Here is a 24918-nt window from a genome sequence, read left to right as displayed (position 1 = left end):
CTCACACCGAAGGACTCCCCCATGGACCATTCCTCCTCTCGCCCACGCTGGGGCGCCGTGCTCGCCTTGTCCCTGGCCGCCTTTGCCTTGGTGGCCTCCGAGTTCATGCCCGTAAGCCTGCTCAGCCCCTTGGCCGCCGACCTGAACATCAGCGAAGGCCAGGCCGGCCAAGGTATTTCCGTCTCCGGGTTGTTTGCCTTGTTGACCAGCCTGGTTATCGCCAACGTCGCTGCCCGGGTCGATCGCAAGCGCCTGCTGATCGCCCTGACCCTGCTGATGATCCTGTCCGGCACGGTGGTGGCGTTGGCCCCGAATTACGGGGTGTTCATGCTGGGCCGCGCGTTGATCGGCGTCGCCATCGGCGGCTTCTGGTCGCTGTCGGCCGCCACCGCCATGCGTTTGGTACCGACACCCCAAGTACCGCGTGCCTTGGCCATCGTCAACGGCGGCAACGCCCTCGCAACGGTGATCGCCGCACCGCTGGGCAGCTTTGTCGGCGGACTGATCGGTTGGCGAGGCGCATTTTTCTGCGTGGTGCCGGTCGCCATCGTCGCCGTGGCATGGCTGCTGATAAGCCTGCCGTCAATCAAGCCGCGTGCTGAAGGGGCGTCCGCCAATGGCCTGCGCCTGATGAACCATCGGCCGGTGGTCTTGGGCATGCTCGCCGTCAGTGTGTTTTTCATGGGCCAGTTCATGCTGTTCACCTACCTGCGGCCGTTCCTGGAAGGCGTGACCCGGGCCAGCGTTTCTACGCTCTCGCTGATGTTGCTGGTGCTTGGCCTGGCCGGCCTGGCGGGCACGTTCCTGATCGAGCGTTTCCTGAAAAACCACCTGTACGCCACGTTGACCGTCATTCCTGTATTGATGGCGCTGACCGCCGTGGCCTTGGTCGCCTTTGGCGGTTCATCGCTCATCACCGCAATGCTGCTGGGCGTTTGGGGCCTGGTGGCCACCGCCGCACCGGTTGGCTGGTGGACCTGGCTGGCCAAGGTCCTGCCGGATGATGCGGAAGCCGGCGGCGGCTTGATGGTGGCGATCATCCAATTGGCGATCGCCCTGGGCGCCATCATCGGCGGTTGGGTATTCGACCTCAGCGGCTACCGGGCCACGTTCGAGTCAAGTGCCGCGGTACTGAGCGCCGCGGCGTTGCTGGCCTGGCTGGCTGGGCGCGCCAGCCACTATCGCGCGCTGTCGATGATTTGCCCGCCATCGGGGGTCAGGCTGTAGCCGGTAATGAACTGCGCGTCCTGGCTGGCCAGGAAAAGCGCGACTGGCGCGATGTCCTCCTCCGGCGAGCCATAGCGCCCCAGTACATTGGTCGGCGCGGGCGCGTCGTAAGCGTCGCCCCAGGTGTCGGCCACCGGTAACAGGTTATTCACCGTGATGTTGTCCACGCCCCATTCCCGCGCCGCCGAACGCGTCAAGGCGCGCACCGCTTCCTTGGCGATGTTGTAGGGCGCGTAGCCTTGCAGGCCGATAATGCCCGCCAACGACCCGAAGTTGATCACCCGCCCCGCGCCGCTGGCCTTCAGATACGGGTAACACGCCTGCATGGTCCGCAGGTAGGCAATGGGCCCCATGTCGAAATTGCGTTGCAGTTGCTCCACGGGCAGGTCGAGGACCGATGAAAACACCACACTGGGGTCGAATGCGTTGTTCACCAGGATATCGATGCCGCCGTAGGTGGCCACAACGTCCTGCACTGCTGCGCTGACCTGCGCGGCGTCGGACAGATCGCACACGACGCCCAGCGCTGTGCCGCCAGCGGCCTGGATATCGGCCACCACGCGCTCGACGTTTGCCGCCGTACGCGAGACCACCGCGACCTTGGCGCCCTGCGCCGCAAATAACTGCGCCGTGGCACGGCCGATACCGCGTCCGGCGCCGGTCACGATGGCTACTTTTCCGTTGAGTCGGGACATGTGTTTTCTCCATGGGATACAGGGTTTATTGCAGCGGGTTTGCGCTAAGATCCCTGGCAACATGAATCGACACAAGTAGGATGAAAAAGTGGCAGTCAGTATGGAAAACCAGACTAAAAGCGCTGAAAAGCCGAATATGCACGAAGAAATGCGACGCGCATTCTCACTGCTTTCAGGCAAGTGGAAGCTGGAAATCATGTGGCTGTTGAACCAGCGTGTTTATCGGTTTGGTGAGCTGCGCAAGGCGATCAGTGGCATTACCCAGCACATGCTCACGGCGCAACTGCGGGAACTGGAAAACGACGGCTTGATCACCCGCACGGTGTTCGCCGAAGTGCCACCCCGGGTCGAATATGAAATGACCGAAAAAGCCCGCGCACTGGGGCCGACGATGCAGGCATTGATGCAGTGGTGGAGCGAATACGGCGACAGTGTTCCAGTGAAGCCCAACCCGCGCGGGCGCACGGCGCTCCAGCGCGAACGACAACCGCTGAAACCCTAATTGTTTTGCCCGCGCCGCCGATAACCAGGCATCCCCCCTGACTTGCAGCAATACGCTGCGGGAAACAATGCCGAACTCTCTTACCCCGATGGTGCGCAAGCTTTCCAACCGTACCAGCCTGTCGCTGACGCGTACCTCGCTGTTCAATTTCATCGCCTTGCTGACGTTGGTATTTGCAGCCGCTGCCTATTCGTTGGTTTACCTCGCCCATGACCTGGACCATTCCGAGCAGCAAGAGAGCGCGTTCTATACCCGCAAAGCGGTGCAATCCCTGGAGAAATCGCTGCGGGTCACCGTCAAGGACTACGCGTTCTGGAGCGATGCCTATAAGCACCTTCATATGACGGTGGACAGCGACTGGGCCTATAGTCGCGGCAACGTCGGGGCAACGCTGTACCAGGACTTCGGCTTCCAGGGCCTGTTTGTGGTCAACGACGTCAATCACACCGTTTACGCCGTGATTGGGGGCAAGCTGCGCAGCATTGAACTCAGCCAATGGCTCGACCAACCCCTGACCGAGATTATCGAACAGGCGCGTGCAGGCGCTGAAAATGAAACGCCGGTCACGGCCTTTATCAACGTGCGTGGCAGCCCCGCGCTCGTGGCCGCTGCGGCGATCACCCCGGGCACCGACCCCACGGTCATACCGGACGACCGGCCAGCGTCAGTGCTGATATTCGTCGACATCTTCGATAACGCCAAACTGACCACGATCGGCGATGACTTTGGCGTCAGCAAACTGCACGTCGCCACTGCCGATGACATCGGCCAGACCCTGGTTTTCCCCCTCGGCGATAACGGCGCCGCCGGCAGCCTGCACTGGGAGCCTGCCCGTCCCGGCCTGCGGCTGATGGGCGTAGGCTTGCCACTGTTGGGGCTGGCCGCGTTGCTGGTGTGCCTGATGACGTGGGTGATTTTGCGCCGAGCCACTGCTGCGGCCCTCGCCCTGGATGCCAGCCACGCTTCGCTGCAAGACAGCCAGAATGCCTTGGCCACCAGCGAAGCACGCTTTCGCGATGTGGTGGAGGCCAGTTCTGACTGGGTCTGGGAAATCGACGCCCAATGGCGCTTCACCTACTTGTCGGAGCGTTTCGAAAGTGTCACCGGCCTGGCGCGGCAAGCCTGGATCGGCGCCGCGATGAGCGACTTGCTGGACACCGAAGCCGGCCTGCTTTCGCAATGGCTGAACACCCCGGGCCGATGCGTGGATATCAGCGTGCAGTGCCGCTACTTCGATGCTCAGGGGCAGGAACGCACCACGCGGCTATCGGCACGGGAAATGCCCTGCGGCGGTTTTCGCGGTACGGCCACCGACGTGACTGAAGAGGTCGAATCACGTCGGCGCATCGAGTTTTTGTCCCAGCATGATGCCTTGACCGGGCTGCCTAATCGCACGCGCCTGCAAGCGTTCCTGGATGGCAAACTCAAGGCCCTGCCCCACGCCGGACACCCCTTGGTAATGCTCAGCCTGGACCTGGATCGGTTCAAGCCGGTCAATGATCTGCTGGGGCACGCCGCCGGTGATCGGGTGCTCAATGAAGTGTCGAGCCGCCTGACCAACTGTGTGCGCCATGGCGACCTGGTTTCCCGCGTCGGCGGCGATGAATTTGTGCTGATCCTGAGCGAAGCAGGCACTCAAGACGAAGTCGAAAGCCTCTGCAAGCGCTTGATCGAGTCTATCGAGCACGCCATCCGAATCGACGAACAGGAGGTCTTCATCAGCGCCAGTATCGGCATTGCCATCGCCCCCGACGACGCCCACGAAGCCAGCGAACTGCTGCGCTACGCCGACATTGCGTTATACGAAGCGAAAGCGGCCGGCCGCAACACCTGGCGGTTTTACTCCGGCGAAATGAACACGCGGATCATCGAACGTCGGCGCCTGGAAAGCGACCTGCGCTATGCGATCAAGCACGCAGAATTACGCCTGCACTTCCAACCGCGCTATCGCATTGCCGATGGGCTGATGGTGGGAGCCGAAGCGCTGGTTCGCTGGCAGCATCCGCAGCGCGGCTTGATCGCGCCGGACACCTTCATTCCGATTGCCGAAGAGTCCGGGCTGATCCTGTCGCTGAGCGACTGGGTGCTTGAAAACGCCTGCACCTGCGCGGCCCAGTGGCCGGACACGCTGTTTGTCTCGGTCAACCTGTCGCCCACCGAATTCAAGCGCGGCAACCTGGTGGAGCGCGTACGACACGCCCTGGACAGCTCAGGCATCGACCCTTCACGCCTGGAATTGGAAGTGACCGAAAGCGTCATGCTCGAGGATGCCGTCGGCGCGCTGGAGGTGATGCACACGCTCAAGCAATTGGGCATCCGCATCGCCATGGATGACTTCGGTACTGGCTATTCGTCCCTGAGCTACTTGCGCGCCTTCCCGTTCGACGGCTTGAAAATAGACCGCAGTTTCTTGACCCGGCTGGCAGAAAGCGCCGACGACAAGGCAATCATCCAAGCCATCGTGGGGTTGGGCCGTGCCCTGGCGTTGACGGTCACCGCGGAGGGCATTGAAACCGCCGAACACCTGGCCATGCTCAAGGCCGTGGACTGTGACGAGGGGCAAGGCTACTTCCTCAGCCGGCCGCTGGACCTCGATACATTCAACGGCCTGCTGGGCGTGGACCGCGTTATCGGAAAAAATGACTCGGCGTCTTGCCAAACTGTTTCTTGAACATGCTGGTAAAGGCACTCGGGCTTTCGTAGCCCAGCCCGAGGGCGACGTCGATAATCTTCTGCCCCACGGCAAGGCGTTCCAGTGCCAGCAGCAACCGCGCTTGCTGGCGCCACTGGCCAAAGGTCATGCCGGTTTCCTTGCGAAACAGGCGCTGGATGGTTTTCTGGTCCAGGTCCAGGCGCTCGCTCCAATCGGCGACAGTGGAGGCATCGCCGGGGTCATCCTGCCACGCCACGCAGATCTGGTTGATTCGCGGGTCGGCGGGCTGCGGCAGCGACAACGGCAAGGCCGGCAACAGCGCGAGCTCGTCGAGTATCAGGTGCATGATCCGCGCATCGCGCGAGTCTTCGGCATACGGCGGCTTCAGGCTCACCGACGCCTTGATCAATTCGCTGAGCAGCGGCGAAACGCTCACCGCCTTGGTCTCGGTGGGCAGGTTCGGGAAACTGTCGGGGCGTACAAACACACTGCGCATCTTCAGCGGCCCCACACACCGCAGGGAATGCCGATGGCCGCAGGGCATCCAGAAACCGCGATTGGGCGGCACCGTCCACTGGTTGTGCGCCGAATGCACCACCATCACGCCCTCGATGGCGTAGAGCAGTTGATGCTTCTCATGGCTGTGCTCGGGGATCACCCAGTTCTCGGGATAGTCAGTGGCCGAACTGATGACGGTCCAGGCGCCCTCATCGATTTCTTGCAGAAATAGATCCAGTGATTTGATGATTTCGCCCTTTTTGCAATGGTTACTGCCCGAATTTCGCGAGACAGGCATTTTCGGCAAATCTAGCATAAACGCCGTACCTATAAATGGAGCAGCGCTTCACATCATCGCTGCCCGCTCCACACCGTTCGCTGCCTTGCATGGAATACCTGTATGTCCACCCTGACCGCGTCACCCGCCGCCACGGCGAGCACTCCTCAAGCCAGTGCTGCGCAAACAAGCCCCTTGGTCATGCGTATCCTCGGCGCCTGCGCCCTGGCCCACCTGATCAATGACCTGATCCAGGCCGTGCTGCCGTCGATATACCCGATGCTCAAGGCCAACTACGGCCTGACCTTCACCCAGGTCGGCCTGATCACCTTGACCTTCCAACTGACCGCGTCGCTGCTACAACCGTGGATCGGCTACCACACCGACCGTCACCCCAAGCCCTGGCTACTGCCGGCGGGCATGGTGTGCACCTTGATCGGCATCCTGATGCTGGCATTTGTCGGCAGTTTCCCGGCGATCCTGCTGGCAGCGGGCCTGGTGGGCGTGGGCTCGTCGACCTTCCACCCGGAAACCTCGCGCGTCGCCCGCCTGGCCTCCGGCGGACGCTACGGCCTGGCGCAATCGACCTTCCAGGTAGGCGGCAATACAGGCAGTGCCCTGGGGCCCTTGCTGGCGGCGGCGATCATCATTCCCTACGGCCAGGGTCATATCGCCTGGTTCGGGCTGTTCGCGGTCTTCGCCATCCTGGTGCTCTACGGCCTGAGCCGCTGGTACCGCAACCACCTCAACCTGTTCAAGCTCAAACAAGGTGGCCAGGCCAGCCATGGCCTGTCGAAAGGCCGCGTGGCCTTTGCCCTGGTGGTGCTGGCCGTCCTGGTCTTCTCCAAATACTTCTACATGACCAGCCTGACCAGCTACTTCACGTTCTACTTGATTGAAAAATTCCAGCTGTCGGTCTCCAGCTCCCAGATGTACCTGTTCCTGTTCCTCGGCGCGGTTGCCGTCGGCACCTTCGCCGGTGGCCCGATCGGCGACAGGATCGGCCGCAAGAAAGTCATCTGGTTCTCGATTCTCGGCGCTGCGCCGTTCACCCTGGCCCTGCCTTACGTCGACCTGTTCTGGACCGCTGTCCTCAGCGTGATCATCGGCTTTGTCCTCGCCTCGGCATTCTCGGCCATCGTGGTGTTTGCCCAGGAACTGGTACCAGGCAATGTCGGCATGATCGCCGGGATATTCTTCGGCCTGATGTTCGGCTTCAGCGGGATTGGCGCGGCGCTCCTGGGCCTGCTCGCCGATAGCCATGGCATCGAGTACGTCTACACACTGTGCTCGTTCCTGCCGCTGGTGGGCATCCTCACGATACTGCTGCCCTCGACCAAAGGCGTCTGACTGGCCGATCATCAGATGGCTGTATGCCATGCGATGAGGGCTCTGAAAAAACCTGCGTGTGCGCTTACAATCCCGGTTCAAACGCACACCCAGGCAGACCCGGCACGAAATGACGCTCGACCCTCCCACGATTTTGGCACTCACCGTTGCCCTGGCAGCCGCTGCCGCCTTGTACCTGGCCATTGAATGGCGCAGCGTACGCGAACCGTCGCTGCTGTACTGGAGCGCCGGTTTCGCCATCATCACGATCGGCTCCACCCTGGCGCTGCTGCGCAGCAGCGGCTTTCTGATGATCGGTATCTGGTTCGCCAACGGCTTGCTGGTGAGCGCACACTTTCTGTTTTTGCTCGGTGTGGCGCGGTTCACCCACGTGCGGCTGTCGCGGTTATGGCTGCTGATGCTGTTCGCCTGGTTCGGCATGCTGATGTTGCCGGCCGAACTGCCCTGGTCCAAAGCCATGCTGGGGGTGCAGTCGCTACTGGTGGCACTGCCGACCTTGCGCGCCAGTTTCCTGCTGCGGCCCCATGGCAAATCGTTAAGCATCGGCGCGGTGCAACTGCGTTATGTGCTGCTGGCCCACGGCGTGTTCTACGTGGCCAAGGCGCTGTCTGTGCTGATCCCCGGCACGTTGATCGACCTGGCGGCGTTCAAGGGCGAGATCATCCAGATCTCCCTGGTGGAAGGCGCCATGGCGATCATGCTGATCGCCCTGTCCATGACCGGCTCCGAACGCTATCGCCGCGAACAGCAGATCGCCCGCCTGGCCGCCCGCGACCCACTCACCGCCCTCTACAACCGCCGCGCCCTCGACCTGCGCGCACCACGGCTGCTGGCCCAGGTGTCACCGTCGCAGCCGGGGGCGTTGCTGCTGATCGATATCGACAACTTCAAAGGGGTCAACGACCACCACGGCCATACTTCCGGCGACCGCTTGCTGATCGCCTTGAGTGAAATGATCCGCAGCCTGGTGCCCCAGGGCGCACTGGCGGCGCGACTGGGCGGGGACGAATTCGTCATCCTGCTGAACCCGGTCTCCAAGGAGCAGGTGATCGAACTGGGCAGCGACCTGCGCGAGCAGTTTCAACAACTTGCCGCACAAACCTTTGCCACCCCCGAACGCGTCACCTTGAGCATCGGCGCCAACCTGTTCGACCAACCGCCCCCGAGCCTGGCCGCCTTGATCGAACAAGGCGACACCACGCTGTATGAATCCAAGCGGGGTGGGCGTGACAGCATCCGGCTGGTGGATCGTACGGGCGTCGGCGCCTACCGCTAGAGGTGGAGCAGATCATTCATCCTTAAACCCCTTCACCACGAGATAAAGCAACGGCCCAAGCGAAACGAACACCGCCGTCAGCAAAAAATACGGCAACAGCGACGCTGTCGAGCGCCCTCGCCTCCGCCCATCCTTATACATCCACACACAGGCCAGCAGCGCCATCAGGTACAGGTCGATCACCACTTGCGCCGTGTCCGGTCGTGACAGCAATTCGCGTCCGAACGCGATCAACGACTGTTCGGCGGTCAGCATCGTGGCCAGGGTATACAGCGAAAAACCCAGCAAACCCGCCAGGGCAATATAAGGTCTATGCATGGTCGCGTCCTTGGTGTGATCGAGGCCCAGGTTAGTGATAGGGTTGGCCCCCTCGCAATGACCTCGGAGGTCATGAACCCGCCATGGATACTCCCGCTACCGCCGGCGAGCACCTGCGCCAGCTACGCCGACAGGCACGCTTGAGCCAGCTCGATCTGGCCCTGATCACCGGCATTTCCCAGCGCCACCTCAGCTGTCTCGAAACCGGCCGCGCCAAGCCAAGCCCGGCCACCCTGCACACCTTGCTGAGTGCCCTGGAGACGCCGCTGGAGCAGTGCAACCGCGTGTTCCTCGCCGCTGGTTTCGCGCCCCGCTACACCGCCACCCCGCTCACCTCGCCGGCCATGGCGGCGATTCGTGAAGCGGTCGAGCATGTACTGCACGCCAACAATCCGGCCCCCGCAATCCTGCTGGGCAGCCACTGGGACGTGTTGGCGGCCAATGCCAGTACCGGCGTGCTGTTTGAACTGCTGGGGATCGAGCCACGCGCAGACGGCTTGAACCTGCTGACCACCCTGCTGCAACCCGGCGGCCTCGGCGATCACCTGGTCAACGCCGAAGAAATCCGCAGCCTCGCCTGGCAGCGGGCAACCCGTGAAGCGCTGGGCGATCCCACGTTGGCGGCGTTGCTGGCGAACCTGCCGAAACCAGGCAACGCCGATCTGCCCAAGGCACTGCCACCCCTGGTGCTGACCCGCATCCGCTCACCCCAGGGCGAGCTGAATTTCCTGTCGATCTTCACCACCTTTGGCATGCCCCAGGACATCACCCTGGCCTCGCTGCGTATCGAACATCTGATTCCTGCAGACGCCGCCACCTGGCAGGTCATGCGTGCCGCCTATGAAGCGTATTCGGCGCTGGTTTTGTGAAATATCTGTACGTAGACTGCCGCCATACCCCCACCTGAAGGCGGCGAAAAAAACTCATGCAAGTTACCGAAGTCTCCATTGCCCAATTGCGCGCGGCGCTTGAAACCGGCCAGACCACGGCCGTTGAACTGGTCCAGGCTTACCTGGCACGGATCGATGCCTATGACGGCCCGCAGACGCCGACCGCGCTGAACGCCGTGGTGGTGCGCAACCCCGAAGCCCTGCAGGAAGCCGCCGCGTCCGATGCGCGCCGGGCACGGGGCGAAACGTTGGGGCCACTGGATGGCATCCCCTACACCGCCAAGGACAGCTACCTGGTCAAGGGCCTGACGGCCGCGTCCGGCAGCCCGGCGTTCGCCCAACTGGTCGCCCACCGCGACGCCTTCACCATCGAGCGCCTGCGGGCCAGTGGCGCCATCTGCCTGGGCAAGACCAACATGCCGCCGATGGCCAATGGCGGCATGCAACGCGGCGTGTATGGCCGCGCGGAAAGCCCGTATAACGCCGCCTACCTCACCGCACCATTCGCCTCCGGCTCCTCCAACGGCGCCGGCACTGCAACCGCCGCCAGCTTCGCGGCTTTCGGTATGGCCGAAGAAACCTGGTCAAGCGGACGCGGACCGGCATCCAACAATGGCTTATGTGCCTACACACCCTCCCGTGGCGTGATTTCGGTGCGCGGCAACTGGCCGCTGACCCCGACCATGGATGTGGTGGTGCCCTACGCACGCACCATGGCCGACCTGCTGGAAGTGCTCGACGTGGTGGTCGCCGAAGACCCCGACACCCGTGGCGACTTATGGCGCCTGCAACCCTGGGTGCCGATCCCCAGCGTCGCCTCGGTGCGCCCGGCGTCCTACGTGGAACTGGCCGCGTCGCCCGCCACCCTCGCCGGCAAACGTTTCGGCGTACCCCGCATGTACATCAACGCCGACCCTGACGCCGGCACCAGCGAAAAGCCCGGAATCGGTGGCCCGACCGGGCAAAAGATCCACACCCGTGCCAGCGTCATCGCGTTGTGGCAAGCCGCCCGCCAGGCCCTCGAAGCCGCCGGTGCCGAAGTGCTCGAAGTGGATTTCCCGCTGGTGTCCAACTGTGAAGGCGATCGCCCCGGCGCGCCGACGGTGTTTACCCGCGGCCTGGTGTCCAAGGAGTTCCTGCACGATGAGTTGTGGGAGCTTTCTGCATGGGCTTTCGATGACTTTCTGCGCGCCAACAATGACCCGCACCTGAACCGCCTGGCGGACGTCGATGGGCCAAAGATTTTCCCCCACGACCCCGGCACCTTGCCCAACCGCGAAGACGACCTGGCCGCCGGCATGGACGAGTATGTGCACATGGCCCAGCGCGGCATCACGCCCTGGGACCAGATCAGCAGCCTGCCCGATGGCCTGCGCGGCCTTGAACAGACACGCCGGATCGACCTGGAAGAGTGGATGGAAACGCTCGGGCTCGACGCGGTGATCTTTCCGACCGTGGCCGACGTGGGACCGGCGGATGCCGATGTGAACGAGGTGTCGGCGGATATTGCCTGGAGCAACGGCGTGTGGGTGGCCAACGGCAACCTCGCCATTCGCCACCTGGGCGTGCCCACGGTGACGGTGCCAATGGGGGTGATGGCCGATATCGGCATGCCGGTCGGGCTGACGTTTGCTGGCCGCGCCTACGATGACTCGGCGCTGCTGCGGTTCGCTTCGGCGTATGAAGCGACCGGCAGCAAACGCCTGATCCCCCCGCGCACCCCGGCGCTGGCAACGAACTGACGCAGACAGTGCACTCAACCCATTGATCATCAAGGATTAACATCACTTCTCAAACGACCGGGCTTGCCCTAATGCCGTTCAGTTAAGGCTTTTTTGTAGGAGCGAGCTTGCTCGCGAAGAACTCACAGGCGCCGCGTTCATTCAGGAAACACGCGTTATCGTTGACGTTTTTCGCGAGCAAGCTCGCTCCTACAGAAGGCAATGTACGCTTAACTGAATGTCATTAGAGCAAGACCGCTCGCCACAAAAGTCCACTCGCTTTGCACGCTAAATCACAGATTTAGCGCCCCACACAAGCTTGATCACCGCTCACATCACACCGTGAGCGGCACTGCAATCAACAGGATCGCCGTGCCATGGGTCAATATTGCCGCCAACACGCCGTAACGCATGCGCACCAGCGCACAGGCCAGCCCTTCGATCAGAGTAAACAGCAACACCGGCCAGCCCAACTGAGTGACGCTCAGGGCCAGGAATGCATGGCAGGCCGCAAAGGCCACGCCACTGATCAAGGCCGCCCGTAATGGCGTCAGTTGCTGCTCGAGATACCCCTGCAAATAACCGCGAAACAGCACTTCTTCCAAGGCGTTGGCGCCATAAGCCAACACCACCATGCCCGGCAGCCATACCCAGTAGCCAGGGATCCCATGCGCCTCGATGCCCTGATACAGCCGCAACGGCACTCCGATCAGGCAGCCCACGACAAGCCCCACCGCAAGGCCCAGCGCCCGATGCCCCCTGGACCAGACAACCCACCGCGACCATTCCGGCGCCATTTGGGCAAGCAGCGCAATCAGCAGCAGCGACAGACCACCCAGCGCCGCCAGCACAAACGTATTGGCCGTGAACGCAATCTGCACGGCGTCACTGAGCGCCCACAGCCCCAGCGGCGTCATGACATCGCGCATCAGCACAAAGGCCACCAGCAGAATCAGGATACGCATCGCCGGCAATGACCTGGGCGTCAGCACGAACCACAGGCCGAGCAGCAGCACGCCCGGCGCCACGTAAGTGGTGTAGTGGAGCAATACCGCCATGCCTTGGGCGATCATCGGCGGTTCAATCGTGGGTGACGGCCGTCAGTTCGATCCATGGTCATGCCCCCTTGTGGCGACGCTGCCATTCATCCACGACGTCGCCCAGGGTCTTAGGCTGCTCGTTGCGGATCCAGGCCATGAACGGCCGATCGAACCTGAACCCAGGGCCGCAGTGTTCGAGCATGAAACGGCGCACGTTCTGAGTGTTTTTATAGCGTGGGGTGACGGGGGTGCTACGGGTGATGGGGTCGCTGTGCCAATTGAAATCCATTTGCCTGTGCCTCTGATCCCTCGGGAGCACGCAGCATAGCGCCAAAATGCCACTGCGGGCGCCGCTCAACCGACGCCCACAGTGGTTTTTTCAGCGCCCGGTCAGGCGAAACTGGCGTCTCGCGTGTTGACGAATAGCGCATAGATCGAATGGCTGCCGGCCATGAACAGGCGGTTGCCTTCGCGGCCGCCAAAGCACAGGTTGGGGCAACGCTCCGGCAACGAGATGTGCCCGATCGCCTTGCCCTGCGGGTTGAATACGCGCACGCCATCGAGCTTTTCCAGGTCAGCCTTGGGGTCGCCATTCCCACCCCAGCCACACCAGAGGTTGCCGCTCTCGTCGCACTTGATGCCGTCCAGCGCGGCGTAATCCAGGCCCTCGATGTGTTTGCGGCGTGCGCCGAGGGTGCCGTCGGCGTTGACGTCGATCGCCCAGATCAGCCGGTTGGGCTTGGCCCGCCCCTCCACCACGTACAGGGTCTTTTCATCCGGCGAAAAGCACAGTCCGTTCGGCCCATTGAGGTCCTCGATCACCCGCGTGACCATGCCGCTTTCGCCGTCGATACGATAGACCCCATGGGGCTGGGTGGGCGTGATCTTGTGCCCTTCGTAGTTGTTGCCGGTCTGGAATGGCGGGTCGCTGAACCACACCGAGCCATCGCGCTTGCACACGATATCGTTGGGTGAGTTGAAAGGTTTGCCGTCATAACTGTCCGCCAGCACGGTAATGCTGCCGTTGTGCTCGGTGCGGGTGATACGCCGCCCCTCGCGGGAGGTGGTCGAGCCTTCGCACACCAGCAGCCGGCCCTGGCGATCCCGGCACATGCCGTTGGAGAAGTTGGCATTGTCGCGGTACACCGACAGGCTATCGGTCACTTCGTCCCAGCGCACGATGCGGTTGTTGGGAATATCGCTGAGCAGCAGGTAGCGGCCATCGCCGATCCAAACAGGCCCCTCGGCCCAGCGCAAACCGCTGGCAAGCCGTTCGACGCTGGCATTGAACAGGCGCAACTCGAGGAAGCTATCGTCGAGCACCTTGATCAGTGGGTCGGGGTAACGCTGGCTCAACGGCTCCGCCGCTTGCGCCAACTCGGGCAGATTGCCCAGCACCGCCACCGACGCCGAAACCGCCAGGGAGCGCTTGAGAAATACGCGGCGGCTGTGGTCGGTGCGGGCAGGCAAAGGGGGAAAATCCATGGGTATCTCCGTTATTTTATTGTTAGACGGGACACTAGTTTTAACCCGTGATGAGACATCGTACAAGATAGAAAACCTCGCAAACCCTCCACAACCCAAGACAATGCGCAAATTGTCTAAATTTCACTTTCCAAAAGCCCTGCGACTATTGCAATGTTGTACGACAACATGCCTTGCGACATGTTGCCCGTACACCTCCCCACAACAATAAGGAAACACCCATGCAAAACGTCAAAGTGCTGATCGGTTTTCTCTGCCTGTTCAGCGGGTACGTGGCCGCTGCCCCTGCCGCCGACAAAGACGTCGCCCAAGCGGTCGACCACCTGACCCAGGCCATGCTGCATAAAGACCTCAAGCAGCTCCAGAGCCTGACCGCCGAGAACCTCACCTACGGCCACTCCAGCGGCAAGATCCAGAACAAGCAGGAATTCATCGCCGATATCGAGACCGGTCGCAGTGGCTTCAAGACCCTGGAAATGCAGAAGCAGACCATCACCTTGAGCGGCGATACCGCCCTGGTGCGCAACCACTTCTCGGCCCTGGCGGTGAACAGCGGTAAGGAAGTGCCGACCGAAATCGAGAACTTCCAGATCTGGCAGAAGCAAAAAGGCCACTGGCTGCTGATCGGTCGCCAGGCGTTTAAATTCTGATGGCTAGCGGTGAGCCATCGGGCTCACCACTGCACCACCTTGCGCACCTTCACCAACGCCTCGCGCAGCGCCGGCATGTCCACCGAACCCAAGGCCAGGCGCAATGCATGGGGCACGTGGACCGAAACGGCGAAGGGCTCGGCGGTGGAGACGGAAATGCCGTCGCGCTGCAAGGTCATGGCCACTTGATCGGCGCGGGCCTCTTCCGCCAGGGGCAACCACAGGAAATACGATGACGGGTGGCTGGTGTAGACCACCCCCTTCAGTACCTGCGCCGCCAAGGCTTGCCGCGCCCGCGCATCCTCGCGCTTTTGTGCTTCAAGTTGCGCCACCGTGCCATCCTCGAGCCAGGCAACCGCAATCGCACTCATCACCCCCGGCACGTTCCAAGTGGTGGCCATGATGGTGCGCTCCAGTGCCTTCACCCAATCCAGAGGGGCGGCGATAAACCCCACGCGCAGACCGGTCGCGACACTTTTCGACAACCCGCCCACGTAGACCGTGCGCTCCGGCGCCAACCTCGCCAAGGGCAGCGGCACGTCCTCGGCGAGGAACGCGTAGGCCGCGTCCTCGATGATCATCAGGTTGTACTGACGGGCAATCGCCACCAACTGCTCGCGCTGCGCCAGGCTCATCACCCAGCCCAACGGGTTATGCAGGGTCGGCATGCTGTAAACCGCGCGCACCGGGCGTTTGCGACACAAACCTTGCAGATGGTCCAGGTCCGGGCCGTGGGCCGTGACCGGGATGGCGACGATCTCCAGGTGCAGGGTCTCGGCCAGTACTTTGAACCCCGAATACGTCAAGGCGTCGACAGCGATCACATCACCGGGCTTGAGCAAGGCCATCATCGTCACGGCCAACCCGTGCTGGGCACCGCTGACCACCAACACCTGTTCGGCCTCGACCGTCAGCCCTCGGTTCAACAGATGCCGCGCGACGGCGGCGCGCTCATGCAGGCGACCGGCGTGGGGCTGGTAACGCAGCAGCGCTTCGAGGTCGCCGGACAGCGCCAACTGGCGCAATGCGGTGCGCAGCAAGTCGGCCTGGCCCGGCAAGGACGGGTAGTTGAAATTCAGATCGAGCATGCCCGCCGCTACGTTCATCTGCCCGCTGCCCTGCCCCGGCGGCAGCGCGATTTCGCGCACAAAGGTGCCCCGGCCGGTCTCGCCACTGACCAGGCCCATGGCCTCCAGCTCGGCATATACCCGGCTGGCGGTGACCAGCGCCAGGCCATGCTCGGCGGCCAGTTGGCGGTGGGTCGGCAGCCGCGTGCCGGGTGGCATGCTGCCCGAGCGAATGGCCTCGGCGAAGCGATCGACCAACGACTTGTAACGCGCGCGCGGCATAAGCGATGTATCCATGACAATTTTTTGATTGTCTTTATCTTCGACCCTAGGATGCCTTCCACGCAACTCATCCTTTCCGGACGCCTCTCATGGAACGTACATCCCCCCTGCGCACCCTGGATACCAGCACCCAAGGCTGGATCAACGGCTTTATCGGCGTGGTGATCTTCAGCGGCTCGTTGCCGGCCACGCGCCTGGCGGTGATGGAATTCGACCCGGTGTTCCTCACCATGATCCGCGCCGCCATCGCCGCTCTATTGGGGCTGGCCTTGCTGTGGCTGTTCAAGGAGAAACGCCCCGCGCGCCATCAATGGAGGCCCCTGGTCATCGTCGCCCTCGGCGTGGTCATCGGCTTTCCCCTGCTCACTGCGCTGGCGCTGCAATACGTCACCTCCGCGCACTCCATCGTCTTCATCGGCCTGCTGCCGCTGGCGACCGCGGTGTTTGGCGTACTGCGCGGCGGCGAGCGCCCGCGCCCGGTGTTCTGGCTGTTTTCGATCCTCGGCAGTGTGCTGGTGATGGGTTACGCCTTTGCCCAAGGCTTGAGCGCCGCACCTGCGGGTGATGTGCTGATGCTGTTGGCGGTGCTGGTGTGCGGCCTGGGGTATGCCGAAGGCGCCACATTGTCGCGCAGCCTGGGCGGCTGGCAGGTGATCTGCTGGGCGCTGGTGGTGTCGTTGCCGGTGGTGGTGCCGTTGAGCCTGGTCATGGCGCCGCCTGGCTTCAGCGGCATCAGCCTGCCGGCCTGGTTGAGCCTGGGCTATGTGTCGCTGTTCAGCATGTTGATCGGCTTCGTATTCTGGTATCGCGGCTTGGCCCAGGGCGGCATTGCCCCGGTCGGCCAGTTGCAGCTGTTGCAACCGTTCTTCGGCCTGGCGCTGGCCGCGGGCGTGCTGCATGAACAGGTCAGCCTGGGCATGCTGCTGGTGACGGTCGCGGTGATCGGCTGCGTAGCCGGGGCCAAGCGGTTCGCGCGCTAACGCTGCGGCGCGACCATCTTGAACTTGATGTTGATATCGTCGGACACCACGCTGTTCCCGGCCCACTCACCTTCGCCGATCTTGAAGTCGCCGCGCTTGAGAATGAACTCCCCGTCGAACACGCCGATGCCATCCAGCTCCTTGAGCACCACGCTGAGCAGCACCGGACGCGTAGTGCCCTTGATCGTCAGGTTGCCACTGATTTTGAAGCGGTTATCGCCCAGGGCCGTGATACCGGTGGACTCATACACGCCCACCGGATAGGCCGCGGTATCGAACCACGAGACCCGTTGCAGCTCGTTGTTCGCATCGGCGCTGCCGGCATCGATACTCGCCAGTTGGATCTTGAGCAAGGCATGTCCGGTCTCGGGCTTTTGCGTGTCAAAGCTCAGCGTGCCTTCAAAGTCGCCGAAGGTGCCATACACCCGCTGCCCCAACTGCGTATAGGTAAAACTGATCTGGCTGGCGGTGCGGTTGACGTCCGTGTACTCCGCCGCCTGGACACAGCCGATAAATCCAAGGACAACGGCCAACGACAGCATTCGACGCTTCATGCCACGCTCCGCAAAAAAAATGGATGTATTCCCATCAGGTGCATGTCCTGCTAAACAGAATAGTCACCCACAACAATAAGGACGCCGCATGCACGCCCCTTCGCTACAGGACACCACCGCGCCGGAAGGCATCTGCTACGGCTGCGGCGGCAGTAACCCCCATGGCTTGCACATCAAGAGCCGCTGGGATGCCGATGGTGTCCATGTCGTCGCCGAACATCACCCCGAGGCAAAATACAGCGGCTGGCCCGACCTGGTCTACGGCGGCTTGATCGCCATGTTGGTGGACTGCCATTCCAACTGGACCGCCATGGCTTACCACTACCGTGCCGAACAGCGCGAACCCGGCAGCCTGCCGCGCATCGACTGCGTCACCGGCAACCTGGGCATCAAATTTATCAAGCCCACGCCGATGGGCGTGCCCCTTATCCTGCGCGCTCGGGTCGAGGGTGAGGTGGGGCGCAAAAGCCGCGTGGTCTGCGAGGTGTACGCCGGCGAGGTGCTCACGGCCATCGGTGATTCGCTGTTCGTGCGCGTCGATACACGCCAACTGGCCGCCGCCGCCCATGGCCGTGACAGCTGATCCTGGTCTACATTGACTGGCACCGCTAATCGAGGACCGAACCGATGACTCGTCTCACCGCGAAAGACTTTGCCCCCGAATTGCTGGAACTCTACGACGGCTATGCGCACGGCAAGATCAACCGCCGCGAATTTCTCGACCGCGCCGCGCTGTTCACCTTGGGCGGCCTCACCGCCTCGGCCCTGCTGGCCGCCCTGAGCCCCAACTATGCCCTGGCCGAACAGGTGAAATTCACCGACCCGGACATCGTCGCCGACTACATCACTTACCCCTCGCCCAAGGGCAACGGCACGGTGCGTGGCTACCTGGTGCGCCCGGCCAAGGCCGCCGGCAAGCTGCCAGCGGTGGTGGTGGTCCACGAAAACCGTGGCCTCAATCCCTACATCGAAGACGTCGCCCGACGCCTGGCCAAAGCCGGGTTTATCGCCCTCGCGCCAGACGGCCTGACCTCGGTGGGCGGCTATCCCGGCAACGATGAAAAAGGCGTGGAACTGCAACAGAAAGTTGACCCGACCAAGCTGATGAACGACTTCTTCGCCGCCATCGAATGGCTGATGCACCACGACAGCAGCACCGGCAAGGTCGGCATCACCGGCTTCTGCTATGGCGGCGGCGTGGCCAATGCCGCAGCGGTGGCCTACCCGGAGCTGGGCGCGGCGGTGTCGTTCTACGGCCGCCAACCGGAAGCCAAGGATGTGCCGCGCATCAAGGCGCCGATCATGCTGCATTACGGCGAGCTGGATACGCGGATCAACGAGGGTTGGCCGGCGTATGAAAAGGCCCTGAAGGCCGCCGGCACCACCTATGAAGCGTATATCTACAAGGGCGCCAACCATGGTTTCCATAACGATTCGACACCGCGTTATGACGAGGCAGCGGCGAATCTGGCGTGGGAAAGGACGCTGGGCTGGTTCCGTAAATACCTGGCCTGATCGCAATCCAAATGTGGGAGGGGGCTTGCCCCCGATGGCGGTGGTTCAGTTATAGATAAGTTGACTGACACACCGAAATCGGGGGCAAGCCCTAATGCCGTTCAGTTAAGCGTACATCGCCTTCTGTAGGAGCGAGCTTGCTCGCGAAAAACGTCAACGATAACGCGTGTTTCCTGAGTGAACGCGGCGCCTGTGAGTTCTTCGCGAGCAAGCTCGCTCCTACAAAAAAGCCTTAACTGAACGGCATTAGGGCAAGCCCCCTCCCACATGGGACAACTTCACATTCCAGATCAGTGTTCCAAGGCATACCGGCGGCAATGGTTGAGATAGCCCTGCTCATGACTGCCCACCAACTGCACCACACTGGTCCATAACCAGGACGGCGCATCCAGCTGCCTGGAGCGGTTTTGCTGCAACACCCCCATCCAGTCCTTGCGCGTCGCCCGGTCCATCTGCCGGGCATGGGCGATACCGACCACGCGTGCCAGGTAGCCGGCGGCGTGCATGGCATCGAGTTCACTCAGTTCATCCAGTTCCAGCTTCATGTCCTGGGGCAGCAGTTCGCGGATGAAGAAGCCATGATCCAGAAACCGTGTCGCCACCATGCGTTCACCCAAGCCCGGCGACAGTTGGCGTGCGCCCTCCACCACCCGGCGGCCGTTATCCCTGGGCATCTTCGCCCGTGCCGCGCGCGGTGCAGCGGCGCCGACGGCTTCCTTGATGTCGATCAGACAGTATTCCTCATCGTCCTTGTCGCCCACCCCCAGCAATACCGCATAGCGCAACAGGCCCAGGGAACTGCAGCCCTTGACCCAATACGCCGAATCCAGCAGTTCGACCTTGGCGTCCTTGGGGCGGCCCTTGAGGGAAGTGACCAACTGATGGATTTCATCCGACGCGCAGACACTTTCCAGCGCATTTTTTTCCGTCCGCGACAGCGACCAGAAATGCTTGCCCAACGGGATGGTCGGTCGCACGTTGTCGATACGCTCGCGGGCCAGGCTTTTCCAGGTGCGCTCCACAGCGCTGCGCATTCCCGCCTTGACCTGGGACGGACGCGGCGGTGCCTCATCGGGCTTGTCCTTGAACGCCTGTTCGTAGCCCACCATCATTTCTTCGAGCATACGCGCGGTGGTCCCCCCCGGCAGGTCCGAGCCGCGCGCGGCGGTGGCCAGGGACAGCGCCAGGCGCACCAGGTCGTGGGCCGGGTTGCCGATCACGGCCTGGTCAAGGTCGCGGATATGCATATCGATGCGCCCTTTGTTGTCACCGGTAGGCCCCAGGTTGCCGGCGTGGCAGTCGCCACAGATCCAGATCGCCGGGCCTTGAGGCAGGCGCCTGCCCATCTGGCTGTGCAGCCATTCGTAGAATTGCACGGTACTGCCGCGCACATACGCGTGGGCCGAGCGTGCCATCTTCAGGTTTCGCAGTTGGATCAGGTGGGGCATACGGGCGGAGGGACGCGGGATTTTCATTGATTAACTCAGTGCAGGTGTAGCGGTAGAACGCCGGCCCCGAGCAAATGTTTCATTATGTTTCAAAAATAAACTCAGACACGCCCACCCTCCTCCAGCAACCACGCCTTGAACGCCAGCATCGCCGAGGTCTCGGCCCGTGACTGCAAGCGCGTCAACCAATAGCTGCCGGTGCTGATGCCGACGTCGAACGGCTGGCGAATCACATCACTCTCCAGTTGCCGCGAGAACATCAGCGCCGGTGCCAGCGCCACGCCGATGCCTTGCAGCGCCGCTTCCATCATGGCCAGCGACGAGTCGAACACAATACTGCGCGGCACCAGCGTATCGGCGGGCAACCCGGCAGCCTGGAACCACAGGTTCCACTCATCGGCGCGGTAGGAGCGCAGCAACGTGTGCTTCAGCAGGTCGGCTGGCGCGTGCAATTGCTCGGCAAGCGTGGGCACACACAGTACGCTCAGCGGTGCTTCGAGCAACTGGCAAGCGTCGGTGCCGTGCCAGGCCCCGGCGCCGAAGCGGATCGCGTAATCGAGACCTTCGGCGGCCACGTCGACACGGTTATTGTGGGTGGACAGGCGCAGGTCGATGAACGGGTAGCGGCTCTGGAAGTCCGGCAGGCGTGGCAACAGCCAGCCCACGGCAAAGGTGCCGACCGCTCCGACCGTGAGCACCTCACGGTAATGCCCGCCTTCGAACTGGCCCAAGGTATGGGCAATGCGGTCGAACGACTCGCGTACCACCGGCAGCAGGGTTTCGCCTTCGCGGGTCAGCATCAGGCCGCGCGGCAGGCGCTTGAACAGGGCGACATTGAGCTGCGCCTCCAGGCTTTTCACCTGATGGCTGACCGCCGCCTGGGTCACGCACAACTCGATGGCCGCGCGGGTAAAGCTCAAATGCCGGGCAGAGGCCTCGAAGGCCCGCAAGGCATTGAGGGGCAAATGGGAACGGAGCATGTTGACCCCAGATTTTCTAATGGCTGGTGCGAGATATCATCGTTTGCTCGTGACCGGCGAACTGCCTACATTGGCCGCGCCCGCGCAGGCTCTTCATTCAATCGATCATTCTCATGGAAGCCTTATCATGCCCCAACATTTATTGTCTGGCGTGCGTAATTTCACGGCCCTCGCGGTCTTTATCGCCGCCGGCAACTGCCTGGCCGCCACCGACCTGCAGGCGGTGGTGGATGCCAACGTCAAACCGCTGATGCAGCAGCAGGCGATTCCGGGCCTGGTGGTGGGTGTGGTGCAGGACGGCAAGGCGCAATACTTTAACTACGGCGTCGCAGCCACCGACACCCGCCAGCCGGTCAGCGAAAATACCTTGTTCGAAGTCGGCTCGGTGAGCAAAACCTTCACCGCCACCCTGGCCGGTTACGCCGTCGCCACGGGCGCACTCACGCTTTCAGACCCGGCCAGCCACTACCTACCGGCACTGGGCGGCGGCCCGTTCGAGCACATCAGCGTGCTCAACCTCGGCACCTACACTGCTGGCGGCTTGCCCCTGCAATTCCCCGCCAAGGCGGATAACAGCCAGGGCATGATCAGCTACTTCCAGCACTGGAAACCCGACTTCGCCCCCGGCACCCAGCGCCTGTATTCCAACCCAAGCCTGGGGCTGTTCGGCTACCTCGCGGCGCAGAGCCTGAAGCAGCCGTTCGATCAGGCGATGGAGAAAACCCTGTTGCCCGCACTCGGGCTCAAGCACACCTTCGTCAAGGTGCCCCAGAGCCAGATGAGCCTATACGCCCAAGGCTATGGCAAAGACGGCAAACCCGTGCGCGTCGGCCCCGGCGCCATGGACAGCGAAGCCTACGGCATCAAGACCAGCGCTGCGGACCTGCTGAAGTACGTTGACGTGAACATGCACCCGGCGAATCTGGATAAAACCCTGCAGCAGGCGATTACCGTCACTCACACGGGTTACTACAGCGTTGACGGCATGACCCAGGGCCTCGGCTGGGAAATGTACCCCTACCCGATCCAGCTCGATGCGTTGATTGCCGGCAACTCCACCCCCATGGCAATGGAGCCGCACAAGGTCAACTGGCTGACCCCACCACAAGCGCCCCGCGCCGACACCCTGGTGAACAAGACCGGCTCCACCAATGGGTTTGGCGCCTATGTGGCGTATGTGCCGAGCAAGGGCGTGGGCGTGGTGATATTGGCGAACAAGAACTACCCGAACGCCGAACGGGTAAAAGTTGCCCATGCAATTTTGAGTGCGATGGACCAATAGAGCCGGACGCCAAACCAATGTGGGAGGGGCAAGCCCCAATGCCAGTCAGTTAAGGCACTTTGTAGGAGCGAGCTTGCTCGCGAAAAACGCCCAGTCAACGCGTTCATTCTCGATAAACGTGGTGGCCCTGAGTTCTTCGCGAGCAAGAACTAGGCGTCCCCCTCGCTCCTACAGTGAATCACCTGTGGAATCGCGTTACATCCCCAGCCAGTGCGGCAAGGCCAGCGAGATGAACGGCAAGTACGTGACCATGATCAGGAACACCAGCAGGATCATCAGCCACGGTAACGCCGCGCGGATGGTCTGCCCCAGCGTCAAGCCGGTCACCGCCGAGGTCACGAACAGGTTCAGCCCAACGGGTGGGTGCACCAGGCCGATTTCCATGTTGACCACCATCACGATGCCCAGGTGAATCGGGTCGATGCCCAGCTTCATGGCGATCGGGAAGAAGATCGGCGCCAGGATCAGTACGATGGCCGAAGGCTCCATGAAGCTGCCGGCGATCAGCAGCACCACATTGACCATGATCAAAAAGCCAATCGGCGTAAGGCCCTCGGACAGCACCCACGCCGTGATTTCCTGGGGGATCTGCTCGGTGGTCAGTACGTGGGCAAAGAGCATGGCGTTGGCGATGATAAACATCAGCATGATCGCCAGGCGCCCGGACTCCAGCAGCACCTTGGGGCAGTCGCGCAGCTTCATGTCCTTGTAGACGAACAACGCCACGAACGCCGAATACACCGCAGCTACCGCCGCCGCTTCGGTGGGCGTGAACATGCCGCTGTAGATGCCACCGAGGATGATCACCAGCAACAGCAGGCCCCAGAACGCCCGGCGCGCGCAGCTCAGCCATTCGCGCAAGGTCGCACGTGGCTGGGCCGGCAGCTTCTTGATGCGCGCGACGATGTAGATCGCGACCATCAGCATCAGGCCCAGCAGCAGCCCGGGGATCACCCCGGCCATGAACAGCTTGCCCACTGAGGTTTCCGTGGCCGCCGAGTACACCACCATCACGATCGACGGAGGTATCAGGATGCCCAGGGTGCCGGCGTTGCAGATGATCCCGGCGCCGAATTCCTTCGGGTAACCCGAACGCACCATGCCTGCCACGGCAATCGAACCCACTGCCGCCACCGTCGCCGGGGATGAGCCGGACAGCGCCGCAAACAGCATGCACGCCAGTACCGCCGCAATCGCCAGGCCGCCACGGATATGCCCGACACAGGCGTTGGCAAAATCGATCAGCCGCTGTGCCACGCCGCCGGTGGTCATGAATGCACCGGACAACAGGAAGAATGGAATCGCCAGGAAGGTGTAGGCGTCGGAGGTCTCGAACAGCTTGATCGCCAGGGAGCTGACCGAGTCCGGGCTGAACATCAGGATCGATACCGCCCCCGACAAACCCAGCGCAATGGCAATCGGCACGCCCAGGAACATGAACACGAACAGCAGCAGGAACAGACAGAGCACGGCCATCAGTGACGCTCCTCATGGCTGCCGGCCAACTTACTGGCCTCACCGGCCTCATCGGCCAACCCCAACCCCACCTGACGGCGGGTAAAGATGCGGTAGAAAATTTCCAGGTAGCGGATAAACACCAGGGCAAAACCGATGGGCACGATGACCACGATGTCACCCACGTCGATGCCGAACTGGTCGAGGTCTTCGGCGCCGATATGCGCCGTCATTACCGCGCTGACCCACTTGTAGCTGGCGACCATGAACAGCCCGGCGTAGGCCAGGCAGCAGAGGCACGCGAGCATGCCGAGCACGCGCTGCACCGGGCGCGGGGTCAGCTTGACCAGCGCATCCACGCCGAGATGGCCAGCGGTGCGCACGCCGTAGGAAATACCGAAAAAGATCAGCCAGCCGAACATGGCCTTGGTCAGCGCCACGCTCCAGGTCATGTCCTGGGCCCAGGTCATGGTGGCGTCGCCCAGGGCACCGAAGAAGTCGCTGCTGAAGGCCCACTTGTCGGCCAGGGCAAAGAACAGCGTGTAGATGTTGTTGAGCATGACGTAGACGAATGTCACCAGGGTCATGGCGGCCAACAGGAAGGCAATAACGCCTTCCTCCAGGTGCTCCCAGACGCGCCTTAGCGTTTGCATGGCAAAACCTCGCGAAAACAAATGAGATGTCAGGGTGGAAACCGGATCGAAATGTGGGAGGGGCGGTGCGAGGATTCGACTTGTCCCCGATGGCGGTGGGTCAGATATAGATAAGGTAAC

The 24918-nt window shown here is 62.4% G+C and carries 24 protein-coding genes; 12 read left to right on the top strand and 12 right to left on the bottom strand.

The window, feature by feature from the left end; all coding sequences use genetic code 11:
- The first annotated feature begins 21 nt into the window (after positions 1 to 21).
- Entirely contained in the window at positions 22 to 1227 is a 1206-nt protein-coding gene (locus tag P2T68_RS16120) for an MFS transporter (protein WP_277379586.1), read from the top strand.
- Here P2T68_RS16120 and P2T68_RS16115 read toward each other — a convergent pair.
- Entirely contained in the window at positions 1179 to 1922 is a 744-nt protein-coding gene (locus P2T68_RS16115; RefSeq protein ID WP_069081332.1) for an SDR family oxidoreductase, read from the bottom strand. The genes P2T68_RS16120 and P2T68_RS16115 overlap by 49 nt on opposite strands.
- Positions 1923 to 2070: 148 nt before the next feature.
- On the opposite strand from P2T68_RS16115, the gene P2T68_RS16110 reads away from it, so the two are divergent.
- Together P2T68_RS16110 and P2T68_RS16105 are read left to right on the top strand one after the other, a co-directional pair.
- A complete protein-coding gene (locus P2T68_RS16110) occupies positions 2071 to 2424 on the top strand; it encodes a helix-turn-helix domain-containing protein (RefSeq protein WP_277379754.1) in 354 nt (117 codons plus the stop codon).
- Between the two features lie 67 nt (positions 2425 to 2491).
- The gene (locus P2T68_RS16105; RefSeq protein WP_277379585.1) at positions 2492 to 5095 is read left to right on the top strand and encodes an EAL domain-containing protein; all 2604 of its coding nucleotides are present in this window, start codon (positions 2492 to 2494) and stop codon (positions 5093 to 5095) included.
- Here P2T68_RS16105 and P2T68_RS16100 read toward each other — a convergent pair.
- Complete coding sequence (locus tag P2T68_RS16100; RefSeq protein WP_024075856.1) at positions 5052 to 5873, bottom strand: helix-turn-helix transcriptional regulator; 822 nt, start codon at positions 5871 to 5873, stop codon at positions 5052 to 5054. The two genes, P2T68_RS16105 and P2T68_RS16100, sit on opposite strands and share 44 nt — an antisense overlap.
- A 102-nt stretch (positions 5874 to 5975) precedes the next feature.
- On the opposite strand from P2T68_RS16100, the gene P2T68_RS16095 reads away from it, so the two are divergent.
- On the top strand, positions 5976 to 7202 hold the full coding sequence (locus tag P2T68_RS16095; protein WP_024075857.1) for an MFS transporter: 1227 nt from the start codon (positions 5976 to 5978) through the stop codon (positions 7200 to 7202).
- Between the two features lie 109 nt (positions 7203 to 7311).
- On the top strand, positions 7312 to 8478 hold the full coding sequence (locus P2T68_RS16090) for a GGDEF domain-containing protein (RefSeq protein WP_277379584.1): 1167 nt from the start codon (positions 7312 to 7314) through the stop codon (positions 8476 to 8478).
- Positions 8479 to 8490: 12 nt separating this feature from the next.
- Here P2T68_RS16090 and P2T68_RS16085 read toward each other — a convergent pair whose 3' ends face one another.
- Positions 8491 to 8796, bottom strand: a complete 306-nt coding sequence (locus P2T68_RS16085) for a DUF2834 domain-containing protein (protein ID WP_024075859.1) — start codon at positions 8794 to 8796, stop codon at positions 8491 to 8493.
- Positions 8797 to 8879: 83 nt separating this feature from the next.
- On the opposite strand from P2T68_RS16085, the gene P2T68_RS16080 reads away from it, so the two are divergent.
- Both P2T68_RS16080 and P2T68_RS16075 read left to right on the top strand, forming a co-directional pair.
- Positions 8880 to 9665, top strand: coding sequence for a helix-turn-helix transcriptional regulator (locus P2T68_RS16080; RefSeq protein WP_024075860.1), 786 nt, complete (start codon positions 8880 to 8882; stop codon positions 9663 to 9665).
- Positions 9666 to 9721: 56 nt separating this feature from the next.
- Positions 9722 to 11428, top strand: a complete 1707-nt coding sequence (locus tag P2T68_RS16075; protein ID WP_277379583.1) for an amidase — start codon at positions 9722 to 9724, stop codon at positions 11426 to 11428.
- A gap of 314 nt (positions 11429 to 11742) precedes the next feature.
- Here the strand turns inward: P2T68_RS16075 and P2T68_RS16070 are convergent, their stop codons facing one another.
- The 3 genes from P2T68_RS16070 to P2T68_RS16060 all read right to left on the bottom strand — a co-directional run bounded on the left by P2T68_RS16070 (position 11743) and on the right by P2T68_RS16060 (position 13932).
- Entirely contained in the window at positions 11743 to 12480 is a 738-nt protein-coding gene (locus tag P2T68_RS16070) for a CPBP family intramembrane glutamic endopeptidase (RefSeq protein WP_102625349.1), read from the bottom strand.
- A gap of 43 nt (positions 12481 to 12523) precedes the next feature.
- Positions 12524 to 12736 carry a DUF6434 domain-containing protein gene (locus P2T68_RS16065; protein WP_024075863.1) on the bottom strand — a complete coding sequence of 71 codons (213 nt, stop codon included), beginning with the start codon at positions 12734 to 12736 and terminating at the stop codon, positions 12524 to 12526.
- 101 nt (positions 12737 to 12837) lie between these two features.
- Positions 12838 to 13932: an SMP-30/gluconolactonase/LRE family protein gene (locus P2T68_RS16060; protein ID WP_024075864.1), complete on the bottom strand. Its 1095-nt coding sequence runs from the start codon at positions 13930 to 13932 to the stop codon at positions 12838 to 12840.
- Positions 13933 to 14153: 221 nt separating this feature from the next.
- Between P2T68_RS16060 and P2T68_RS16055 the strand changes: the two genes are divergently transcribed.
- Positions 14154 to 14582: a nuclear transport factor 2 family protein gene (locus P2T68_RS16055; RefSeq protein WP_024075865.1), complete on the top strand. Its 429-nt coding sequence runs from the start codon at positions 14154 to 14156 to the stop codon at positions 14580 to 14582.
- A 23-nt stretch (positions 14583 to 14605) separates the two neighbouring features.
- Here P2T68_RS16055 and P2T68_RS16050 read toward each other — a convergent pair whose 3' ends face one another.
- Positions 14606 to 15931, bottom strand: coding sequence for a PLP-dependent aminotransferase family protein (locus P2T68_RS16050; RefSeq protein ID WP_277379582.1), 1326 nt, complete (start codon positions 15929 to 15931; stop codon positions 14606 to 14608).
- A gap of 89 nt (positions 15932 to 16020) precedes the next feature.
- On the opposite strand from P2T68_RS16050, the gene P2T68_RS16045 reads away from it, so the two are divergent.
- Positions 16021 to 16911: a DMT family transporter gene (locus tag P2T68_RS16045; RefSeq protein ID WP_277379581.1), complete on the top strand. Its 891-nt coding sequence runs from the start codon at positions 16021 to 16023 to the stop codon at positions 16909 to 16911.
- Here P2T68_RS16045 and P2T68_RS16040 read toward each other — a convergent pair.
- Entirely contained in the window at positions 16908 to 17465 is a 558-nt protein-coding gene (locus P2T68_RS16040) for a YceI family protein (RefSeq protein WP_041160956.1), read from the bottom strand. The two genes, P2T68_RS16045 and P2T68_RS16040, sit on opposite strands and share 4 nt — an antisense overlap.
- An 88-nt stretch (positions 17466 to 17553) precedes the next feature.
- Between P2T68_RS16040 and P2T68_RS16035 the strand changes: the two genes are divergently transcribed.
- Both P2T68_RS16035 and yghX read left to right on the top strand, forming a co-directional pair.
- Positions 17554 to 18048 (top strand): thioesterase, encoded by a 495-nt coding sequence (locus P2T68_RS16035; protein ID WP_024075869.1) that lies wholly within the window; start codon positions 17554 to 17556, stop codon positions 18046 to 18048.
- A 44-nt stretch (positions 18049 to 18092) separates the two neighbouring features.
- On the top strand, positions 18093 to 18980 hold the full coding sequence (gene yghX / locus P2T68_RS16030; RefSeq protein ID WP_024075870.1) for a YghX family hydrolase: 888 nt from the start codon (positions 18093 to 18095) through the stop codon (positions 18978 to 18980).
- A 290-nt stretch (positions 18981 to 19270) separates the two neighbouring features.
- On the opposite strand, the gene P2T68_RS16025 is transcribed toward yghX, so the two are convergent.
- Positions 19271 to 20455: a DUF2252 family protein gene (locus P2T68_RS16025; protein ID WP_277379579.1), complete on the bottom strand. Its 1185-nt coding sequence runs from the start codon at positions 20453 to 20455 to the stop codon at positions 19271 to 19273.
- A 74-nt stretch (positions 20456 to 20529) separates the two neighbouring features.
- A complete protein-coding gene (locus tag P2T68_RS16020; RefSeq protein ID WP_024075872.1) occupies positions 20530 to 21408 on the bottom strand; it encodes a LysR family transcriptional regulator in 879 nt (292 codons plus the stop codon).
- A gap of 127 nt (positions 21409 to 21535) precedes the next feature.
- On the opposite strand from P2T68_RS16020, the gene ampC reads away from it, so the two are divergent.
- A complete protein-coding gene (gene ampC, locus P2T68_RS16015; protein ID WP_277379578.1) occupies positions 21536 to 22690 on the top strand; it encodes a class C beta-lactamase in 1155 nt (384 codons plus the stop codon).
- A 195-nt stretch (positions 22691 to 22885) separates the two neighbouring features.
- Here the strand turns inward: ampC and dctM are convergent, their stop codons facing one another.
- Complete coding sequence (dctM, locus tag P2T68_RS16010) at positions 22886 to 24166, bottom strand: C4-dicarboxylate TRAP transporter large permease protein DctM (protein WP_024075874.1); 1281 nt, start codon at positions 24164 to 24166, stop codon at positions 22886 to 22888.
- Complete coding sequence (locus P2T68_RS16005; protein ID WP_024075875.1) at positions 24166 to 24798, bottom strand: TRAP transporter small permease; 633 nt, start codon at positions 24796 to 24798, stop codon at positions 24166 to 24168. The genes dctM and P2T68_RS16005 overlap by 1 nt, the downstream gene beginning before the upstream one ends.
- Positions 24799 to 24918: the final 120 nt, after the last annotated feature.

This window comes from Pseudomonas sp. G11 (assembly GCF_029457515.1).
Classification (GTDB): domain Bacteria; phylum Pseudomonadota; class Gammaproteobacteria; order Pseudomonadales; family Pseudomonadaceae; genus Aquipseudomonas; species Aquipseudomonas gorinensis.
This window is presented reverse-complemented; position numbering and strand designations above follow the sequence as displayed.